Annotated in this window: 18 protein-coding genes and 1 tRNA gene; 11 read left to right on the top strand and 8 right to left on the bottom strand. The window is 51.2% G+C overall.

Annotated features, from left to right (window positions below; genetic code table 11):
- Positions 1-384 precede the first annotated feature (384 nt).
- Positions 385-1,377, top strand: a complete 993-nt coding sequence (locus tag AZF00_RS03230; protein ID WP_008250413.1) for an endonuclease/exonuclease/phosphatase family protein — start codon at positions 385-387, stop codon at positions 1,375-1,377.
- 108 nt (positions 1,378-1,485) lie between these two features.
- Positions 1,486-1,953, top strand: coding sequence for a DUF4112 domain-containing protein (locus AZF00_RS03225; protein WP_008250410.1), 468 nt, complete (start codon positions 1,486-1,488; stop codon positions 1,951-1,953).
- A gap of 12 nt (positions 1,954-1,965) precedes the next feature.
- Here AZF00_RS03225 and AZF00_RS03220 read toward each other — a convergent pair whose 3' ends face one another.
- The 3 genes from AZF00_RS03220 to AZF00_RS03210 all read right to left on the bottom strand — a co-directional run bounded on the left by AZF00_RS03220 (position 1,966) and on the right by AZF00_RS03210 (position 4,510).
- Entirely contained in the window at positions 1,966-2,778 is an 813-nt protein-coding gene (locus tag AZF00_RS03220; RefSeq protein ID WP_062383201.1) for a DODA-type extradiol aromatic ring-opening family dioxygenase, read from the bottom strand.
- Positions 2,779-3,003: 225 nt separating this feature from the next.
- Complete coding sequence (locus AZF00_RS03215) at positions 3,004-3,978, bottom strand: zinc-dependent alcohol dehydrogenase family protein (protein ID WP_062383199.1); 975 nt, start codon at positions 3,976-3,978, stop codon at positions 3,004-3,006.
- Between the two features lie 82 nt (positions 3,979-4,060).
- Positions 4,061-4,510 carry a DUF1499 domain-containing protein gene (locus tag AZF00_RS03210; RefSeq protein ID WP_062383196.1) on the bottom strand — a complete coding sequence of 150 codons (450 nt, stop codon included), beginning with the start codon at positions 4,508-4,510 and terminating at the stop codon, positions 4,061-4,063.
- Between the two features lie 149 nt (positions 4,511-4,659).
- On the opposite strand from AZF00_RS03210, the gene AZF00_RS03205 reads away from it, so the two are divergent.
- The 3 genes from AZF00_RS03205 (at position 4,660) to AZF00_RS03195 (ending at position 9,386) form a co-directional block, all read left to right on the top strand.
- Complete coding sequence (locus AZF00_RS03205) at positions 4,660-5,118, top strand: MarR family winged helix-turn-helix transcriptional regulator (RefSeq protein ID WP_062383194.1); 459 nt, start codon at positions 4,660-4,662, stop codon at positions 5,116-5,118.
- 245 nt (positions 5,119-5,363) lie between these two features.
- Positions 5,364-6,419 carry a transporter substrate-binding domain-containing protein gene (locus AZF00_RS03200; protein WP_062383192.1) on the top strand — a complete coding sequence of 352 codons (1,056 nt, stop codon included), beginning with the start codon at positions 5,364-5,366 and terminating at the stop codon, positions 6,417-6,419.
- 3 nt (positions 6,420-6,422) lie between these two features.
- A complete protein-coding gene (locus tag AZF00_RS03195) occupies positions 6,423-9,386 on the top strand; it encodes a mechanosensitive ion channel domain-containing protein (RefSeq protein ID WP_008250396.1) in 2,964 nt (987 codons plus the stop codon).
- A 49-nt stretch (positions 9,387-9,435) separates the two neighbouring features.
- On the opposite strand, the gene AZF00_RS03190 is transcribed toward AZF00_RS03195, so the two are convergent.
- On the bottom strand, positions 9,436-10,443 hold the full coding sequence (locus AZF00_RS03190) for a TIGR03617 family F420-dependent LLM class oxidoreductase (RefSeq protein WP_008250395.1): 1,008 nt from the start codon (positions 10,441-10,443) through the stop codon (positions 9,436-9,438).
- 268 nt (positions 10,444-10,711) lie between these two features.
- Between AZF00_RS03190 and AZF00_RS03185 the strand changes: the two genes are divergently transcribed.
- The 3 genes from AZF00_RS03185 (at position 10,712) to AZF00_RS03175 (ending at position 14,655) form a co-directional block, all read left to right on the top strand.
- Positions 10,712-12,940: a peptidase M19 gene (locus AZF00_RS03185; protein ID WP_008250394.1), complete on the top strand. Its 2,229-nt coding sequence runs from the start codon at positions 10,712-10,714 to the stop codon at positions 12,938-12,940.
- 41 nt (positions 12,941-12,981) lie between these two features.
- A complete protein-coding gene (locus AZF00_RS03180) occupies positions 12,982-14,433 on the top strand; it encodes a hypothetical protein (RefSeq protein ID WP_008250393.1) in 1,452 nt (483 codons plus the stop codon).
- A gap of 145 nt (positions 14,434-14,578) precedes the next feature.
- A tRNA-Met gene (locus tag AZF00_RS03175) sits at positions 14,579-14,655 on the top strand.
- Here AZF00_RS03175 and AZF00_RS19780 read toward each other — a convergent pair.
- The 4 genes from AZF00_RS19780 to AZF00_RS03145 form a co-directional block, all read right to left on the bottom strand.
- Complete coding sequence (locus tag AZF00_RS19780) at positions 14,612-16,222, bottom strand: recombinase family protein (protein WP_418112969.1); 1,611 nt, start codon at positions 16,220-16,222, stop codon at positions 14,612-14,614. The two genes, AZF00_RS03175 and AZF00_RS19780, sit on opposite strands and share 44 nt — an antisense overlap.
- A 275-nt stretch (positions 16,223-16,497) precedes the next feature.
- Positions 16,498-17,343 carry a nucleotidyl transferase AbiEii/AbiGii toxin family protein gene (locus AZF00_RS03155; protein WP_062383184.1) on the bottom strand — a complete coding sequence of 282 codons (846 nt, stop codon included), beginning with the start codon at positions 17,341-17,343 and terminating at the stop codon, positions 16,498-16,500.
- Entirely contained in the window at positions 17,340-18,161 is an 822-nt protein-coding gene (locus AZF00_RS03150) for a type IV toxin-antitoxin system AbiEi family antitoxin domain-containing protein (protein ID WP_062383182.1), read from the bottom strand. Before AZF00_RS03150 ends, AZF00_RS03155 begins: the two co-directional genes overlap by 4 nt.
- 109 nt (positions 18,162-18,270) lie before the next feature.
- Complete coding sequence (locus AZF00_RS03145; protein ID WP_062383180.1) at positions 18,271-18,468, bottom strand: hypothetical protein; 198 nt, start codon at positions 18,466-18,468, stop codon at positions 18,271-18,273.
- Positions 18,469-18,733: 265 nt separating this feature from the next.
- Here AZF00_RS03145 and AZF00_RS03140 point away from each other — a divergent pair, with 265 nt between their 5' ends.
- Genes AZF00_RS03140 through AZF00_RS03130 form a run of 3 tightly spaced genes read left to right on the top strand, consistent with a single transcriptional unit; the run spans position 18,734 to position 20,495 of the window.
- The gene (locus tag AZF00_RS03140; protein WP_062383179.1) at positions 18,734-19,012 is read left to right on the top strand and encodes a hypothetical protein; all 279 of its coding nucleotides are present in this window, start codon (positions 18,734-18,736) and stop codon (positions 19,010-19,012) included.
- 11 nt (positions 19,013-19,023) lie between these two features.
- The gene (locus tag AZF00_RS03135) at positions 19,024-19,296 is read left to right on the top strand and encodes a hypothetical protein (protein WP_062383178.1); all 273 of its coding nucleotides are present in this window, start codon (positions 19,024-19,026) and stop codon (positions 19,294-19,296) included.
- Between the two features lie 17 nt (positions 19,297-19,313).
- Positions 19,314-20,495, top strand: a complete 1,182-nt coding sequence (locus tag AZF00_RS03130; RefSeq protein ID WP_062383177.1) for a tyrosine-type recombinase/integrase — start codon at positions 19,314-19,316, stop codon at positions 20,493-20,495.
- Positions 20,496-20,726 lie beyond the last annotated feature (231 nt).

Genomic DNA, 20,726 nt, shown 5'->3' with positions numbered 1-20,726 from the left:
TAAATATTCGTCACTCGCCCTCAGTAAGATCTGAGCTGCTCATGGTGTGGTTTAGCCAGCGTTCAAAGGCATCGCTTTTCGAATTGAGTTCGTCGGCATTTGCGCCAGTGACTTCTCAGAATACCAGGATGCGTTTCGATACGCCGAACACGGCTTTATCGTGGCAGACGGCTTGGATTTGCTAAAAGTAAAAGAATCAGTCTAACATCGAAGCAAAGAGCTATAGACCAAGGGCTCGCCGAGCCCGCTTTTTAAGCATGCTCTAAAAATAATGAGTAAACGTTGGGTTTAATTATGCTTCTAGTGCTTAATTGTTTTAGCCTTTTAATAGTTTTAGCGACCCTGCTGCCTATATCTCGACATCCACACTGGATAGTCAGAGGCATGGACTTCCCCCGTTTGCAAATTGCCGTTATTGCAGCCCTTGTATTGCTTGCCGATTTTATTTTTATGGATCTTCACGCGTCAGTCACTTGGGCGCTAATAAGCGTGACAGCAATATGCTTGATATGGCAGTTATGGTGGATATTGCCTTATACGCCGTTATGGCCTAAAGAAGTAAAGACAGCCACAGACGGCAGCCCGGAGAGACAGCTCAGCATCCTCACCTCTAATGTGCTGACGCCCAACCGTAACGCCAACGCGCTGATCAAACTGGTCAAGCTGCATCAGCCAGATATTCTCGTCACACTGGAGTCGGACCAATGGTGGGAAGATCAACTTAGTGCGCTAGAACCAGATATGCCCTATTGCGTAAAATGCCCCCTGGATAATTTGTATGGCATGCATGTCTATTCAAAACTTCCTCTGGAAGCACAAGAGATCTCTTATTTAGTCGAGCAAGACGTGCCATCGATACACGCCTCTGTGGTATTGAGAACAGGCGACAAGGTTCGCGTACATTTCATCCATCCGGCACCGCCCAGCCCGACTGAAAACCCTGAGTCGGCTGAGCGGGATGCCGAGTTGGTCTTGATCGCTAAAAGTGTCAGCGATAGCGATCAGCCTGTCATTGTGACCGGAGATCTTAACGACGTTGCCTGGTCGGCCACAACGCGGCTTTTCCGTAAAATCAGTGGTTTATTAGACCCCCGTGTGGGCAGGGGAATGTACAATACCTTCCATGTTGACTACCCCTTGCTGCGCTGGCCCTTAGATCATTTATTTCATAGCCAGCATTTTGTATTAATATCTATAAAACGCTTGCCCTCAATAGGCTCTGATCACTTTCCCCTGCTAACTAAGCTACTATTCGTTCCGCAGCGCGGTGACAATCAAGAAGGCTTGCAGGCTGATGCCGCAGACCATGAATGGTCAAAAGAGATTGCTGAAGAGCAAAACGTCAGTAAACATGATGTGCCTGAGCCCGGCGAGTAAGCGAAGGGAAATACCCTACGCTTACGAGCTCGTTTTGGCGCGGACGAATAATTGCCCTAATCCCTAGGGTTCCCCGTTAACTCCCTATTGATGAGAAGCCGATTCGCGATGAACAACACGATCAAGGAGAGCAAAGAAGCACGACAGCGAAAAGTACTTGAACGCTTGGAAAAGTTTAGTCACTTTACCGACAGCAGTATTGGCATACCCTTTACAAAATTTCAGCTCGGCGCAGAATCTGTGATCGGTATGTTACCCGTAGTAGGCGACATAGCCGGTCTGATCTTGTCTTCTTATGTATTAGTCGAAGCACAACGCGTAGGTGCAACGAAGGAGGTAAAACTCCGAATGTTGCGCAATATAATTATCGACTTTGTGGGGGGCCTGCTGCCGGTAGTAGGTGATGCCTTCGATGCCATATTTAAGGCCAACACCCGTAATACACATTTACTGAAAAGCTATCTGGAAGAGCAACTTGCCACTGAGCCCCCTGCACCGCCCTTTCCCTGGCGAACTTTAATTGGCTTGTCGATTTTTTTTGCATTGTTGACGGGCGGATTAACGCTGCTTTTCTAAGCCGGTGAAAATTTATTCTCCGGGCACTATCCAATGGAACATTAACGCCTGCTTGCCCATAATGGTTGTTGGAATAGTTTCATCACAAACATCCCCAGCCATGCCATAACATACGTGGAGCGGCAGTAGATGCTCTTCTCTAGGATGGCAAAAGCGAGCAAAAGGCGCAGCCTCCCATTGCACTAAACGCTCCCGTCGATCCGTTTCGCTTATATCGCCACTGGCGAGGGTTTCGGCTAACCATTGTTCAAAGGCCGCATTTTTCTGATCAAGCTCATTTTGCTCTGCAGAAAAAAACGCCGGTATATTGTGAAACGACGCACCCGACCCGATCACTAATAAATTATCCCATTGCAGTGCACGCAAGGCCCGCCCCATTGCGAGATGCTCTGCAGCATTTAATGATTGCGTTAAGGAGATTTGCACACAGGGAATATCCGCGTCTGGATACATAATTTTTAAGGGTACAAACATTCCGTGATCAAAGCCTCGCGACGAATCGAGCGCAGCATCAATACCCGCATTCGCGAAGGATTGGTAAACCTGCTCGGCAAGCTCAGGTTCTCCCGAACAGGGGTATTGAATCTGGTAGGCCTCAGCGGGAAAGCCACCGTAATCATAAATAAGTTGCGGCGTGTTGCCAGCAGTAATACTCGGTACGCGCGCCTCCCAATGAGCGCTAATCACCAGCACTGCACTTGGTTTACCAATCCGCTTGGCAAACGCCTGCAAGGTAGCCACCATGTCACGGTGCCCAGGGTCGCCCAATAGCGGCATTGGCCCAGCCCCGTGAGAGATATAAATAATATTCTGCTTGATTGCCATTTACTCTCGCTACTTTTATCGCTCAATTCGCGGCAGAATAGCATTTGGCTGAATAGCTAACCACAGGGGATAAACCCGTTTGCGCACCGCCATTACATAGACCATTTTAAATAATGACAGAATATTGGGTATTGCTCGTTATTCTTACGAAGCGTTAAATTACACATAAAAAAAGGCGAGCCAATACTAGCTCGCCGCCTCCGTATCACCGGCACTACACCATTGTTAGCCCACGACTAATATCTTACCGTCACGACCACCCTCGGCCGCCGCAGCAACAGCCTGCTTAATTTCGCTAACGGGGTACTCTGCATGAATTGGGGTATGCAATTTACCTTCAATTATGTATTTAGTGATTTTTCCAAATACCGCCATTTGCTGCTCAGGTGTCGCCGTGCGGAACCAACGTGCCAGCCAGAAACCTTTGAGGGTTACATCGCTAAACACCAAGGATTTTGCAGACAAATGGCAGGGCTCACCACTCATTAAACCGTAGTTCACCAAAGTGCCACCCACCGCAAGACAGGCGCCAATGCGATCTGTTGCCGCGCCACCAATGGCGTCAATCGCCAGCTTTGGTAGTTTATCGCCGGTAATTTTAGCGACTTCTTTAGCGAGGCCTGGGCCGTCGACCAGCACCACGTCGCCACCCTGGGCCTTGACACCTTCGATGGCAGATTCGCGGCGAACAATATTAATGGTTTTCAGGCCTTTAATTTTGGCGAGCTGAACAAGGTAGCTACCTACCCCTGAGTTAGCTGCATTTTGAATGACCCAATCACCCGCGTCTAGATCAACAAACTGCTCAAGCATCAGCAGTGCCGTTGGCGGGTTGATGCTCATCATGGCCAACTGCTTCGGATCGGCCTCATTGGGTACCGGTATAAGCTGAGCGGTCTTAAACACTATGTGGGTAGACCAGGTGCCAACACCCACGGGCAACATCACGTGTTGACCTACAGCTGGGCCTTTGCCGCCTAGCTTCACGATTTTGCCCACGCCTTCATTACCACCAATGGCCGGCAAGGGTGGCAATATGCCGTATTCGCCCGTAAGAGTGAGTACGTCTGAGGGGTTAATTGGCGAGGCGATTAATTCTACTAGGGCCTCGTCTTCGGCCAGCGCCGGGGCGTCAAACTCCACCGCAGTAATTGAGTTCTGTGGAATTGGCCCGCGCTCGGTGTATTGTGCTTTTAACATAGTTTGCTCCTTTGGGTTTGCCCCGCATGACACCCGTGGTGCGCTGACAGCAGGTAAATAGGTTTGTTTAAGCCACTAATGCTTATAGGTCTCGATACAACTCGGCTATTTTGTTGTAACGCTTGCGATTCAAGCCCATGTCCGAATAACCCGCTCGGCTAGATGAGCGGTAATGCACTTGCTGGCTTTCAGTGTCGAGCCAAAACTCCACGTCATCGCGGTAGCGCATTAGGGATGTGGTAAATACCACGTAGAGGTAGTCGTCTGACTCAGCCTGAACTTTGGCCCCGCCATAAGCTGCAACGGCCTTTTTCAATGCGCTTAAGGTGCTGGCTTGGGAATCTTTAAAGGGCAAAGTAGCAACCCGCTTCTCTGGGTCTTTTGCTTGGCTAGACACATTATTTGGCTTACTACTTAGTGCCGCTAACTTGCCGTCTGTCACGCCCAACTCGGGCACCTGATTGCCCTGAATAATTACCCTAGCCAAAAACAACACAACAAGAACGCCAATAACTGACAAGGCGATTTTCATGGTTTTATTCCTCTTATTGGCCCTAAGCCTCTCCGCTAAACAAGGCAGTTTTGCGCCAGGCAAATTACTTTGTGCGCAAAATAATGGCAGGCAAACATTGACCTGTCAATGATTTGCGCGCAAAATATTTTGGACTTTGGAGAACAACATTGACTGACATACCCGCCCTCAAGCTCAAGAATCAAGTTTGCCACTCGCTGTATTCGGCCACCAACGCCCTAATTCGGGCTTATCGGCCGGTACTAGATCAGCTTGGCCTAACCTATGCGCAATACTTAGTCATGTTGGCGCTATGGGATGAAGACACCGTTATTATTAAAAATTTGGTGCAACGCACTCGTTTTGACGCTGGCACCCTTACCCCGATACTCAAGCGCTTAGAAAGCAAAGCCTTGGTCACCATTGCTAAATCCAGTGGCGATTCCCGGCAAAAAGTCATTGTGTTAACACCACAGGGCAAAGCCCTCGCTGACCGTGCGCGGAAGACACCCGACAATATCACCCGCCAAATTGCCATGGCGCCAGAGGACGCCCAGCAACTTAAAGCCCTCGCTGAACAGCTGTACTCGCTGATTAACAACAACCTACTAGAAAACGACACAGAGTAAGTTCCGTCGCATATTTCGCAAGTTCACTCCGCCTGCCCGTCAGTACGCCCCCCAATTCTCAACAAAAAATCAGCCCAAAATAGTCAAATTGCGCCTGTGTGCTATTGTTTTAGTGTTTAGCCGCATCAACTTCGCCGTACATTAACGAAGATGATCTATTCGCTGCGCATTTTGCGTATACCCCGGCCAAGAACTTAGGCAACACCGGTTGCACCGTCCAATTAAGTCGATATTTTGGAGGAAAAATGAGAGCGCTTTGGCAGACACTTCTTATTCTGATCTTCTTCAGCTCCCTGGCGCAGGCCCAGCAGACAATGCGCGTTGGCGTAAAATCGGTACCACCGTTTGCAATGCAAACTGAATCTGGCGAATGGACCGGGATCTCGGTTGAACTCTGGAATAATATTGCCCGGCAGCAAAACTGGGAAACCCAATGGCTGCCAATGAAATCGGCCAGAGCGCAAATAGACGCCCTAGCCAATGACACCATTGATGTGGCGGTGGGCGCGCTGTCGATGACCCCCGAGCGCGAGCAGCTCATCGACTTTAGCTACTCCTTTTTCTCAACCGGCCTAGGTATTGCCACACCGGTAAAAAGCAGCGGCTGGACCACCCTCTTAGTGCAACTCATATCCCCCGCCTTTCTCAGCGCGGTCGGCATTCTTGCCGTGCTGCTACTCGCGGTTGGCGCGCTGTTGTGGCTAGTCGAACACAAGCGTAATCCCGAGCAGTTTGGCGGCAGTGTCGCCGATGGCATTGGCAACGGCTTTTGGTGGTCTGCCGTGACCATGACCACCGTCGGCTACGGCGACAAGGCGCCAGTCACCAGAGCCGGACGCCTGCTCGCAACAGTGTGGATGTTTGTCAGCGTCATCACGATCTCCAGCTTTACCGCCGCCATTGCCTCGTCGGTGACCCTAAACCAAATGCGTACTGCGGTGAATGGTGTTGACGACTTAGACCGGGTTCGCACCTTGGTGGTCGCCGGTTCTACTGGTGAGCAAAGCCTTGCAAACAGAGGGATTAGGGCAAACACCGTCACCGATCCAGAAGCCGGGCTAAACACCCTTAAAAGCGGCCAAGCTGACGCGCTGGTATACGACGAGGCCGTGCTGCGCTATTTACTGCGCAATGACGACGCCAACATTCAGGTCTTGAGCTTTTCTGGAAGCAAGCAGGATTATGCACTGGGTTTGCGCTCAGGCTTTGAGCAGCGCGAAAACCTTAACCGCAGTTTGCTAGAGGTGACCCGCAGCAGCGCGTGGCAGACAACCATGCAGCAATTTATAGGAATAAAATAAGCAATGCACAATCTCCTTACTGCCCGGCTATTTGCCTGTTTGATACTCCTTGCCGCCAGCGTTTTTGCTATTGCCCAAGACGAAGAGCGCGAGCGCATTGCCCGCGCCGAGGCCGACATTAGCCAAGAATTGCTGCAAATTGACGGTGACATTTTGCGTGACCGGGAGCGGCTACGCAGCGCCGAGTCGGCGCTCACCAACAGCATCACACCCAGTATTTTAGAAGATGCCAGACTTGATCTGGCCTCGCTCCGCTCCCGCGAGAGCGGTCTTAAAACCCGATTAAAAGCGCGCCGCAATAAGCTAAGTCAGCTAGACGCTGATATTGCCGACATAGAATCAAGTGGCTCAGCCAGCCCCGACGAAGACAGCCTGAGGCAACAGCATTTACAAGAGATGTACGCGCAACGCGAGCTACTGCATAGCCTGATCGACCGTCTCGAACGCTTAAATGATCGCTTTCAGACCCGAGTTGCCTTAGCTCGGCAGCGCCTTAATTTACTGCAAGCGCGCTTTGAATTGCCCGACCTAGACGCAACGCGCAAAAAGCCCAGCCGCGAAAGCCTGGCCTTACAGGACAAGGTCGATTCGCTACTCAGTACGGCGTCTACCGCGCGGCGGGATGCCACACAATTAACCGGCGACCTTCCCGCTGATCGCGCCAAACGTCGACTCTTAGAACTAACGGCACTGGCATCTGAAGAGCGGGCAGAGTTTTATCAGCTCAAAATTGTCCGCTTGCAGGCCGAGCGCATGCTGCAGTCTTTGGCCATATTCAGCGGCTCGCAGGCCACCCCCGTGCGGGTAATAGAAAAAGCCCTCGCCAATATCGAGAAATTGCGCGACGGCCTAACAGACCAACAACAACTCATAAAACAAAAGCACGAACAATTCAAAGACCAAGGAAAAATTATTCGTCAGCAGGGCGAAATTGCCAGCGGCGCCGACAGCACCTTTCAGCAGCGCTTGGGCCTAATTAACGACCTTATCGACTTAGCCGAGCAAGACGATAAGGCGGCGAGCAATTTAATTGCGAAGCTCGACGAGGTAAAAAATATTTACCGCAACGACTTGGCCGGAAACGCCAGCGCCGAACTACTCATTTTGCGGGAGCTGCCCTCTGACGGGCAAGCTTGGCGCCAGCTTGGCAGAAACATGTTAAGCCTGCCGCTTCGGGTCGGCGTCGCCTTAAAACAAGCATTTATTAATACTGGCAAAGCGTATTCCCGCAGTGACGATGGCATAAAAGGTCTCTGCATTCTTGCGCTGCTCGGTTTGGTGTTTGCGGGTATTCAAGGCCGCCGCGTGCTAGCCAAACAACTGCAACAGGTTCAAGCTCGCGCCGACAGCGAAGAAGCGGCCGCCTGGGTACCTCTCGCCATTATTCACCGCAATTTACTCGGTATACTGCCGCCAATCTTTGTTGTTATTGTTGGCTCGCTATTAAATATACGCGAGTCAGACCTTATTCTGCTGCTCACGCCACTGCTTATTTTCCCGGTAGTTAAGCTTGCGCTAGACTTCATTAATAATTTACTCGACCACTACACACCCGAACTTAGCCGCGACAAAACAGCGGTGCTGCTGATGGAAACCCGCTGGGTGATTGTGCTCAGCGCCCTGCTCAGTGGTGTGTTGGTTATTGCTCACACCGTTGCCCTGTCGCCCACCGTGATCGATGCCATCGATCGCCTGTCGATGCTGTGCCTGCTTTTTATTACCGTACCGCTGCTGCATTTACGCCGCCTGTTACTAGAAGGGGTGGCTGGCACCCTCGAATCCAAAATGCTGCGCAGCTTTACCTTACTCGTTCCCTTACTACTGCTCGTCTGCGCCATTACCGGGCTATTTGGTTACGTTAATTTAGCGCAGGCGGTGGCCAAACGTCTTGGCTGGCTATTTGTAGTCGCGGTGGGCCTGCACTTTGTGCGCAATATTTTGCGCGCCAGCTTCAAGGCCATCGGCCGCTGGTTTGACCGTCGCGACAATGAGTCTGCAAGCTACTGGCGTCAATATATTCTCGGCCCACTGTATCGCATCGCGGTATTGCTGAGCGTGGTACTTGGCGCGCAACTTTTGTTCAGTTTGTATGAATGGAATATGCAAACGCCTGTGGTGCGTTATATACCACTAGCCTTAGACACCACCTTATTTATGGCGGGCACTACGGCCATCAAGGTAAAGACGTTTGCGCTGGCCTTGCTGGTTTTGTTTGTGGCGATATGGGGTGCTGGCTGGAGCAAGCAGGTTAGTTACCGCTGGGTTTACACTGGGGTTAGCGACCAAGGCATTCGCAATAGTCTTTCTACTTTTACCCAATACTTTGTGGTGGTTTTAGGTTTGGTCTTGGCCATGAAAATTATCGGTCTAGACCTAACCGCACTCACTGTATTTGCTGGTGCCCTGGGGGTTGGTATTGGCTTTGGTATGCAACAGATTGTTGTTAATTTTATTAGCGGCATACTGCTGCTAGTAGAGCGTCCGCTGGCCACCACCGACCTTGTTAACGTCGACAAATACGAAGGCGAGGTGACCCGTATCGGCATTCGTTCACTTACGGTAAAGACCTTCGACAACCAAGAAGTCATCATTCCTAACTCGGCGGTAATTACCAAACCCTTCACCAACTGGACTCGTGGCGACGACGTGATGCGCACCATACTCATGGTTGGCATTAGTTATGACGACGACCCCCATCAAGCCGTCAGTCTTATCAAGGCCCTGCTCATCGACCACCCCGCCGTGCTCGAAGAGCCGAGCCCCAAAGTATTATTATGGGAGTATGGTGACTCGGCCCTCATGATTCGGGTTCAATTTCACTCACGGATTCGCGGTGACGTTGGCAAAGCGGATTTGCGCTCGCAATTACTCTTCGCCATTTGGGATGCCTTTAAGGAGGCCGGCATTACTATTCCCTACCCCCAGCAAGATGTTCACTTGCGCAACTACCCGCCCAAACTAGAATAGTATGCAACGCTGGCCTTAGGCTATTCGCTTAAGGCCGCGCCCTTCTATGTTAAGCATGCAAGTCAGCCACAATGGCGCGCCACATATCATCGCTTGCCGCATACGGTGAATAGATTGCCAAGCGATCTGCCAAACCTGCGTACTTTGTTTTTAACAAGCCAGCAATGTCTGCTGGGCGCCCGCGGGTAGTAAACGCATCCAAAAAATCGTCGTTAATATAATCGGCCAATTCCTCCCACTTGCCCTGCTTAGAGAGGGCGTTGAGCGTTGGCTGTAAATGTCCGAGCCCCACCGCATCCATTGCCGGGCGATAGGCGGGCGTCGAACCGTAGAAGCCAAGCAAGCCCTTTACGCTCGCCTCAGCCGCGCGGTATTCCTCATCGCTGCTGCCCGTAATAACAATGGCATTAACCTGCAAGCAAAAGTCACTCCGAGCGCGCGCCGATTTTTCTAAACCGCGTGTTACCGCAGGCAAGGCGAGCTCACGGAGAAAAGGCAGCGTATTGAACGGGTGGACAATAAAGCCGTCGGCAACCTCGCCCGCCACCTCGGTCATTTTTGGGCCAAACGCGCCGAGCATAATGGGCGGTATACCGTAGGGGTTAGGGCCTGGATTAAACATTGGTGTCATCAGGGTATGGCGGTAGTAATCACCCTCAAAATTCAACGCCGCGCCATGCTGCCAACAAGCAAAAAATGCTTTTACCGCTAAAATATACTCGCGCATTCGCGCCGCTGGCGGATCAAAGGCGAGGCCAAAACGTTTTTCAATGTGGGGTTTTATTTGCGAGCCAACTCCCAAGCTAAATTTGCCCTTAGAATACGTCTGTAAATCCCACGCTTGGTAGGCTATATGAGACGGATTGCGGGGAAACGCGACCGCAATCGCCGTTGCTATATCAAGCTCTGGCGCGTGTTCACTGGCCAAAACGAGGGGCAAAAATGGGTCTGAACTTCCTTCTAAGGTGTAAATTCCGTCAAAACCAATGTCTGCGAGACGCCTAGCCTCAGTGGCGGCATTATTTAGCTGCGCATAGAAGGGCCCATCAATTTTCATCACCACACTCCATTCTTATTATTAATTATCAATAGCTTAAAGACGCTCTTAGAACGCCCCTCAGTGTAAAATTCGGCATTTTGAAAAAATAAACGGCCTAGGCCCCATACTAACGGCACAAACAATGTCACAAATTTGCCACATTGCTATTATCGAGTCCGTTAATTTACGGTAGGCTGTATGCACTGATTACATATAACTACACAAAAATAATATTTGGTCGCCAAAAGGCATTGCTACTTCGTAACCACTACTTACGGTCAATTTTATGAATGTTCGTCTATTGCCCCTTGTTTTTCTATCCTTCACATTGATTAGTGCCTGCGGCGGTTCCAGTTCCAGCAGTACCAGTAGCCACAGCACCCCCAAACCCAGCTCTGAAGTACCGCAAACCCGCTTTGCCATGGCCAATGGCTGTTATGCACTGCAGTCGGTAAAAACCGCAAAGTACGTTGTTGCCGCAGCGGAATCCGGCTACGCCACTACTGCCGCGAGCACTAGCGGGGCAGAAGCCTTCTTCATGCAGCCAGCGACGCTGGGCAAGTATCTGTTTTACACCAAGGACAAACGCCTCCTAACCGCCGCTGCCGACACCATTAGTGGTGAAGAGGCCGCGACTGACGCGGCTATTTGGACCATAAACCTGAATACCAGTAACGCCAGCTTTAGTATTGTGTCTGACAGCACTAGCCAGACTATGCAGGTAAATGACAGCGGTGCGCTAATCGCTGGACCAGCCAGTACGGAGCCCGCGGCCCAATTTAAATTCGCCCCCGCGACCAACTGCACCAGCTACCCAGAAATGCCGACATCAATAAGCGGCGAAACCTTTAAAGGCAGAGGTGTAGACAAGCCTATTATCGGCTTTGCCGATATCCACACTCACATGGGTATGTCGAATGAAATGTCTTATGCCGGAGACGTTGGTCCCTCGGCTGGCGGCGTTTTATACGGTGGGCCTATCCACCGCTTTGGCGTAGACCACGCCCTAGAAGACTGCGAAGAGCTGCACGGCCCCAACGGTATTCGCGACGGCAATAATGTAATTAGTGAAAACCCCACCGACAGCCATGAAACCAAAGGCTGGCCTACGTTTGTAGACTGGCCGCGCCGCGACTACTTAACTCACCAAGTCATGTATTACAAATGGGTCGAGCGCGCCTATTTGTCTGGCTTGCGCCTGATGGTGAACCACGGCACTAACATCGCGGGCTTATGTAACGTCGGCAAGGTGATTGCCGCCAACCCTAACGCCGACTGCGACGATATGAGTGTTGCCGTTAAGCAAGTTGAATACCTCTATGAAGTGCAAGACTACATCGACGCCCAGTACGGCGGCCCCGGCAAAGGCTGGTATCGCATTGTAAAATCGCCACAAGAAGCGCGTACCGTGATTAACGACGGCAAAATGGCCGTGGTCCTCGGCGTTGAAGTTGCACAGGTATTTGACTGTGGCGTCACCTTTTTGCTCGGTGGGATCGAACAACGTAATTGTGACGAAGCCCAAATTGATTCTGAAATTCAGCGCTTGTGGGATCTTGGCGTTCGCCATGTTTATCCCTTCCACGACATCAACAGCTCACTGGGCGGCGCCGGTCTTTTTAATGGCAGCACCATGAACTTGCTTAATTTCTTGGACACCAAAGCCTTCTTTAAAACTACCACCTGCCGCGACTATCCCGTAGACGAGCCCTTAGTTCGCTCTCCCGGCACAGAGATGGCTACCGGCATTCCCGGCACTGGCGACGACCCAATATCACAAGCCTTTTTTGAAGTGAGCGCCGGCGCCTCACCACTCTACCCCGCCGGTGTTCGCTGCAATGCGCGCACGGTAACCGATTTAGGTGAATACGCGCTGCGCGCACTGATGAAGCGCGGCATGGTGATTGATATTGACCATGCCGCCTACCACAGCAAAGACATTATGATTGAACTCGCTGAGCAAGAAGTGCCCAAATACCCGCTGTCTTCCTCGCACGACGCTCACGGCGGCTTAACCAGCGACCAAGCCGCAAAAATGCTGAAAAACGGCGGCGTTATTTATCCCTACAAAGGCAATGGTATTAAGCACAAGGAGTTTTTAGAGAAGTTAAAATTCTGGCGTGCAAAAGCAGGCATTAGCGACACCGATCAAGTGTTAGGTCTAGGCTACGGCGCCGATGCCAACGGCTTTGGCGGCCACCCAGGACCTCGTGGCGGCGACTCAGAACCAGTTCGCTACCCATTCACCCTATTTAGCGGCGACGACTGGGGCCCACAATTTAGCGGTTTCAAGCCCGTTACCGTCAACATGCTGTTAATTCCCGATAGCGGCAAATACTGGCATATCGACGAAACCGGCATGTCGCACTACGGCCTTGTTGCCGACTTCGTTGAAGAAGTGCGCCTAGAAGGTGGCAAAGAAGCCCTTGACGCCCTGTACAACTCGGCCGAAGGCTACGTGAAAATGTGGGAGCGCGCTTACAACCGCAACGCGAATCTGAGTAGTGCCAAATAAACCGGTGCTACCTATGCCGCGCGTCTAGGCGCGCGCCAGCAATGCAGCAGTACGCAACAAGAATAAGCCTATACCTCGCCGGACTGCTTGCGTCCGGCTTGGCGCAGGCCCACTCCTTTGGCGAACCCTATATTCTGCCCATGCCCTATTGGATGTATATCTATGGGGCGATGGCCGCGTTAATTTTGTCTTTTATCGTCTTGGCTTACTTTTACAATGCCGACCATGCCAACCGTCCGGCGCGGCTTTGGCCCATCGGCCACCCCCGACTGCTTCAGGCATTTAACACAATACGGCTTGGCACATTGCTAAAAGGGCTTGTTTTACTGTGTTTTGGGCTTGCCATTGTCAGCGGCTTTATTGGCAACCAAGACAGCTACCGCAACTTCAATATGACCTTTTTCTGGATTAGCTTTGCATTAGGCGCAAGCTACCTCAGTGCGGTATTCGGCAACTGGTATCACTACCTTAATCCCTGGCACGTGATACTGAGTCCGCTAAAACACTTTTGCCAAGGTCGCCAAGCCTACCCCAAGCAACTGGCTTACTGGCCCGCCGTAGCACTGTATATGGCCTTTATTTTGTTAGAGCTATTTGGCAATACCAAGCCCTTCTCGCTGTCCTTGGCACTCATCGCTTACACACTCATTAACACCCTAGCGGTATGGCGTTTTGGCAGCCAAAGCTGGTTTCGCCATGGCGAGCTGTTCTCGGTGATGTTTCAGCTAATCGCCAAAATGGCACCTATACATTATGACCCCAGCGCCAAGGGCAGAGCCAAGCTCAGCCTATGCATGCCCTTCAGCGGCTTATTACACCAACGCCTAGAGCACCGCAGTCTGCTGGTCTTTCTTCTTTTTATGCTGTCGTCTACCGCCTACGATGGCCTGCGAGAAACGACGCTGTGGTTCAATCTGTTTTGGACCGACCCCCTGCATATTTTGGAACCCTTGCTTGGCAAGCACCCCCTCTATGCCTACGTCACCCTTCGCCCCTGGTACTTAGCCTTTGAAGTTGTCTGCTTACTGCTGTCGCCTTTTATCTACTTATATTTATTTTTATTCTTCCTGTGGGCGGGTAAGCGCCTGACCCGCAGCGATCTGAGCGTCACTGAACTATCACTGCGCTTTGGCTACAGCCTGCTGCCCATCGCCTTGGTCTACCACATTACCCACTACTACACTCTGCTACTCAGCCAAGGCCTTAAAGTACGCGGACTCATCTCCGACCCATTCGGCTGGGGCTGGGATCTATTCGGCACCGCGATCAGCGGCCGACTGCCGATACTCCCCGACATGGGCCTGATCTGGAACAGCCAAGTGTGGCTCATTCTTATCGGTCACGTCGCCAGCGTATACCTCGCTCACGCCGAAGCACTGCGCAGCTTCCCCAGCCAACGCCAAGCCAGCCTCAGCCAAGTGCCTATGTTGCTATTAATGGTGATCTTCACCGGCGTAGGCTTATGGATACTTGCCCAGCCGCTGCAAGGCTAAGCAAAAGCCTATAAATACCGGCAAAACCGTATCCCACAAATCTAATTCACATTAATTTAAACTTATTCGGCAATAGGGCTTGCAAGAATTAATTTCCGCTCCTATAATGCGCGCCCTGTCATAGAGAAAACGACAGCAGATCAGTTGCGGGGTGGAGCAGTCTGGTAGCTCGTCGGGCTCATAACCCGAAGGTCGTAGGTTCGAATCCTGCCCCCGCTACCAACACTACTTGCTGAAGCTCTGAGGACGATATGTCCTTGGAGTTTTTGCAAGCTTTCCCAAGACTTAGGATGCCTGCCAAGGCTCCGTGAAGGTCAATTTTCAAACCTTTCTTAGCCGTAGTATCTGGGCTCAGCACGATTTTATCGACCAGGCCGCGAATGATCTCTGCGGCCTCTGCGCGCTTGTCATCCTCGTTCAAAACAGCCACCAGTTTTTCGATTTGCTCGCGGTAGCGTTTGCCCATATTGGGGTGGATGTAAACCGGCTCTTCTACTGTGGTTTCAAGCAGGCCTTTCAATTCCTCATTGCGGTTTTCCAGCTCCCACATGCGGTCCTTCACACGGGCGGCAGGTACGCCATTGCAGATCGCGTCGATCAGCTTGTCGAGCTCCTTGTTATTGCGATCAAGCTCTTCTTTGTGGGTTTTGATGGCCGCATTGCGCCCCATGCGAAGCTTGTTCATATGGCGGGTATATTCTTCCGCGAACACCGCTGCCAATTCCGGGTCCATCAAATGATGGCGAAGCCCGTTCAGTACGGTATCTTCGAGGAGGTTGCGACGGATGGAACGGCGGTTAGAGCAGGTTCCCTTGTTGCGCGCCGTCGAACAACCAAAATGCTCGCTGGAGATTTTGGAGAATCCTCCGCCGCATTCCCCGCACTTCATTAAGCCGGAGAACAGATATTTCGGACGGCGGCAGTCCCACAGCGCATCATTCTTCTTGCGCGCCTTGGTCAGCTTCTGCTGGCGCACTTTGGCCGCTTGCCAAAGCTCTTGATCTACAATCGCCAGCTCCGGCACGTCCTGAATGATCCATTCGGATTCAGGATTAAGGCGCGGGACGCGCTTGCCGGTGTCTGGGTCCTTGATAAAACGCTGGCGGTTCCAGACCAGGCGGCCAATATAAAGCTCGTTATTGAGAATGCCGGTGCCGCGATCTCGATTGCCGTTGATCGTACTTTGGGTCCAGCCTTTACCGCTGGGGCCAGGGATGCCACGTTCATTCAATGATTTGGCAATCGCTTTCGGAGAGATGCCCGCCGCGTAGTCACGGAATATCTGATTGATGGTCTCGGCCTGATCCTGATTGATCTCGCGATCACCTTTGATTGGCTCGCCGTTCCCATCGAACTTGCGCACGACATCATAGCCGTAAGACTTGCCTCCGCCGGATTTACCGGCTTCAACGCGGCCACGTAGGCCGCGCCGGGTTTTGTCGGCAAGGTCTTTTAAGAACAGGGCATTCATCGTGCCTTTCAGGCCGATATGAAGATGTGAGATTTCACCCTCGGACAGGGTGACCATCTGGACATTGGCAAAGCTCAGGCGCTTGTGAATTCCGGCAATATCCTCCTGATCGCGCGAAAGACGATCCAGCGCTTCAGCCAGGACAATATCGAACTTGCCGCTTTGGGCATCTTGCATGAGCGCCTGAATGCCGGGGCGCATCATGCTTGCCCCGGACAGGCCATGGTCGGTATAGATTTGGACGATAGTCCAGCCTTCGCGCTCCGCTCGCTCAGTGCAAAGGCGAACTTGATCCTCAATCGAGGCCTGGCTTTGCATATCGGTTGAGTAACGCGCGTAGATGCCGATGTTTGCTTGTGAGCGTGTCATGCAGACTCCTCGCCATTCTGGCGATGTTCGTGCGACGATTCATGGGCCTCGCCGGAGGCTTTGTGATCGCTCTCCGCTGCCGCCCGCGCCAGCAGTTTGACCAGAGCTATCTGCTCCGGTGAATGCTGCGCTGTCGCTGTCTGATTTTTCTTTGAACACTCCATGCAGCCAGACTACGGGATGACTGCAAAGCCGAGCCTCGCGGCATCATCGCAAGGCGTTGGCTAGATTTTGAAGCGCTCTCTCATTGCCTCCGTTTTGGCCCAAGGGTCACCAGAGATTTCTGAAATCAGCTTATCAAAAACCAGTACAAAAGAGTCATGCAGGGCCTGATCGCTGAAAGATTCAATGTGATCGGAACGGACCAAAGGCCTCATATCCGATAATAAATCCTTGCTTGCCAGCTTCTGGAACATACGCTGTTCAGCGTTGGCGCGGGAAATGGGCGCATCTTCGACATAGCGCTCAAAAAGTCTGGCGATATTCGCCGGATCGACCGGGTCAAGGCTAGCAAGCGCATGAGACAGGTCGAACAGATCGCGCCCCTTGTCACGCTGTAACAGCGCTCGTAGCTTGGTAGCTAGCATCTCGTCGTTTGAGAAGGTGGGAATTTCACACCCGCCTGTAAACCAAGGGTTTTCAACTGCATATGGGGAGGTGACTCCTCCATCGAAAGCTGCCCTTTCCCGCGTATTGATCTCTATTTTTAGGCGTATCTGAGTACCGTCTTCCGCCTCTACCGAATAGGTGAGCTTAGGAGCAACTTTGCTCGTCTTATAGTTCGCATCACCCAGCCAAGGCCGCAGGATATCCTGCATCGTTCCCAGCAACCCCTTTATGGGGCCTTCTGTAGTACGCACCAAGTCAATATCTTCCGAATACCGCAGAGGGTCAGGGAAATGCAGCTTGTTCAGCGCTGTACCACCACGAAAACGCAATTCGCTTGCCAAGAAGGGATTAGAAAATAGTTCGACAAGCGCACGACTGATAATCAGGTCTTGCTCTATCTGATATCGTTCTGCCCAGGGCGCATGTTTTGACCATGCCGTTAAGTAGCTGTTTGGTATCATTCGTCAACCTCCACAGGACGACGAATGGTCATGCGCCAGCGCCGGTCTTTCTCGGTAATCTCTGGAATTAAATCGGGGTCCATATCCCGAGGCGGTGGAACCAGCTCGATTTGAGTCAACTTTCCTGTGTTTTCTAGCGTTTTTAACAGATAACGCGCGGCTTTATCGTGGCCAATGTAGTCCAGCAGGTAACCCAGCCTTTGTACTTGGCTGCGTTCAAAGGCCGTGGAGAGAAAGCCCAAGAGTGCCGGATCAATTTTTTCGCCCAGATCAACCAAGACCGTCGCAATATGGTTTATTCCGCCTGTCGCTTTGGGGTAGCGCACCAGATCAAACGCGGTCAACTCCGGCCCGGAAACCTTGTAATAGCCAGTGTCAGACTTTTGCTCAATCAGGCCTTCTTCGACAGCTTCAATATTCTTCCGGTAATAAAACCCGATATGAGAGCGTCCAGCTTTGATGCGGGGGAGCTGCTTATTCGTTATAACCTGAAACTCCATGACGGCCTGATGGCGCGCGCCATGAATTTCGGCGGCTTTCAGTAGCCCGACATAGTAGGGAATGTCCTCAAATCCCATGAGGTCGCGTATATACCAGTCTGGCGGGGGCGCTCCCCATGATTGGTACTGTGATGGCACTATGACGTAGAAGCCGCTTCGGGGGCTGAAGAGACGCCCACGTTTCTGTAGCTTTACGGCGCTGTGCAGGAATGACTTTGGCGAAGAGCCAGTAGCGTCTACGGCTTCGCTTTTGGTAAAGCAAAGCCTGCCGGAGGCTGCTTGATCATCAATGTAACGCTCTATGGTTATTTTCATCATATCCAAATATCCATCATTTATATGGATATTTCAATATATTTATGTTATTTTTTAACCTTCATATCCCTTTTTATGGGATAATGAAGATAAATCAATATGATACGGTAGTCTACCGCATACCCGGCGGTTTTGGCGCGGGCGCTTTCCGCTTTGCTTCTATCACTCCGCTGATGGCCCGAAGGTTAGCCGTGGCGATGGATTGATCCAATTTTGCACCTTGCAGCCCGTCCGCTTCGGCGCGAAACAGAGCCTGCAAAGAGCCCACGCTGTAGGATTGTAGTTCAAAGATTGTGTAGGACTTTCTCATTTTTCGTCTCCTTTTCCTGAAGACCCTGACTGCCAAGGCCTTTACGCCCGGCCCACACATCATCATCCAGTGGCTAAGGCATTTGACCGGCAGGGGAAAAAGGAAGAGGAAGAGGAAAACGGGAATTGCTACCCAAGATTGATGCAGATCGACGCGGGTTCGTTCGGGATCAAAAGGTGCGAAACGGGCTGTTGCGAAAATCCGCGCTATCCATTGCTGACCCTTGTTAAACCTTCATTAACCATATGCAACTTAGAATAGAGTGATGGATAAGAAAAAAGGAAATAAGCGGCAATCGGGCATACTTATCGAGTACAGAGGACTTGGCACAGTCTCAATGGACGAGCTTCTTCAGGCGCTGATTACAGATATTCATGTGCTTAGAGATGACTATAACGCCAAGTTTACGACCGGCGTTCGGCTTCTACTACCTATCACCAATGAATACGGTGAACATATCGATCTCAGAAAGCCGAGCGGGGAAAGAATATCGAAATTCGATACAAATCATTATCGACCGACCTGCCTCGACTTTGAAAGATGAAAGGCAGGGCTATGGAGCCACCAAAATACATAGGCTTATCAGAAGCCAGAGACGTTCTCGCCTCTATGGGCATAGAGCTTAATGAGCGACAAATTAAACGCGCAGCCGAACCGGATGCCTACGGCAAGCGAAAACTTCCATTCTTCGTGGACCCTATCGAAGGGAAACTAAAAATTGAACGCGGCACATTGGTTTCGATATATACGCAGTGCCGTGTTGAAGCCGAAAGAAATTCACATTTTAAACCAGGCTCACTGTCAAATAAGTTTGACGGACACCGGTAGAAAGGCTATGACGAATCATGGCCGACATAAGAAAAAGAACTGGTAAAAAAGGGACAACCTACCAAGTTAGATACCCCACAAGCGCAACAAAATCTGGATATGCGTTTAAGTCGTTCAATACAATGAAAGAAGCCCGTGCATTTATCGAAAGCGGTGCAGCAAAACATTCCTATAGTGCAGCCCGTACCGATATACAGACCATTGAGCAAGCAGTAAAAAAGTGGCTCGACATATGCAAAAATGAAGGTCGTGACGGTCGCGATCCAGTCACCACTTTCACCCTAAAGGTTTATGATTATCGCGCTGATATAATCAACTCATATGAATGGCCCAAACCGCTTCAAGAACTACAAGGCCCGGATATCATCGAATTTCGCTCGTGGCTGCTTGCGAATTACAGCAGAGACCAGGCAAAAAAAGCTCTATCCTCCTTTCAAAGTGTAATGAAAGAGATGGTCACCAGGGGCTATCTATCAAGCAACCCCGCTATTGGAATTGCAGTCAGAGGAGCGTCACGTTATGACGACCCGATAGTCATTCCCTCACTAAAAGACATTCAATCACTTCTTGCTGCGGCAGACAGGCTTGCCAACTCAAAAAACCGACATATAGCGCGGACATGGGAGAGGTATCGCCCAATACTTTATGTTGCGGCAGATACTGGAATGCGCCCGCAAGAATACTTGGCGCTTTCTCAAAATAGTATCCACGAAAATGGCGTAGACGTGCAGCGGGCTATCGAATGCGGCGGTTACAAAATATCAGTGACGAAGACAAAAGCAGCGCGACGTTTTATTGATCTGAGCCCACATGTTTACGAAATGCTTTCCCATTACAGAGACAACAAATCGATTGAGAACAAATATGACCTACTCTTTCCAACTTCAACTGGTCGATGGATATTGCCAGACCACTGGCGGAAAAGAGGATTCTATGCCGCGTGCAAAGAAGCCGGGCTAATGGACGAAAAAGAAGAGGATGGCGACACCCTTCTAAAGGCACGCTACAAACCATACGATTTGCGCCACTTCTTCGCCTCGATGCTGATTGATAAAAAAATGAATCTTAAACGCATCCAGAGGCTTATGGGGCACGAAGACATCACCACCACATTGAATGTCTATGGCCACCTCATCGAGAAAGCAGAAGATGACGGAAGCGAGAAAACGGGAATGCTTTCGATGATCCCGTCGAATTGATGTGGCAAAATTGTGGCAAACTAGCTACAACCAGCAGAAATCATAGTGTTTTATATGGCTTCCGGAGCCAAAGGCCAGAGGTTCGAATCCTCTAGGGCGCGCCACAATAAAATCAATGGGTTAGCTGCATAATATGGGAAGAAAACGGAGGGATCGGCCATTTTTGCCACAATTTTTCGCCACACCAGAACCCGCAGGAATCCGCCACCCTCTGAATCTCGCTGGAATTCC

It is taken from the genome of Zhongshania aliphaticivorans, assembly GCF_001586255.1.
In the GTDB taxonomy this organism is placed as follows: Bacteria; Pseudomonadota; Gammaproteobacteria; order Pseudomonadales; family Spongiibacteraceae; genus Spongiibacter; species Spongiibacter aliphaticivorans.
This window is presented reverse-complemented; position numbering and strand designations above follow the sequence as displayed.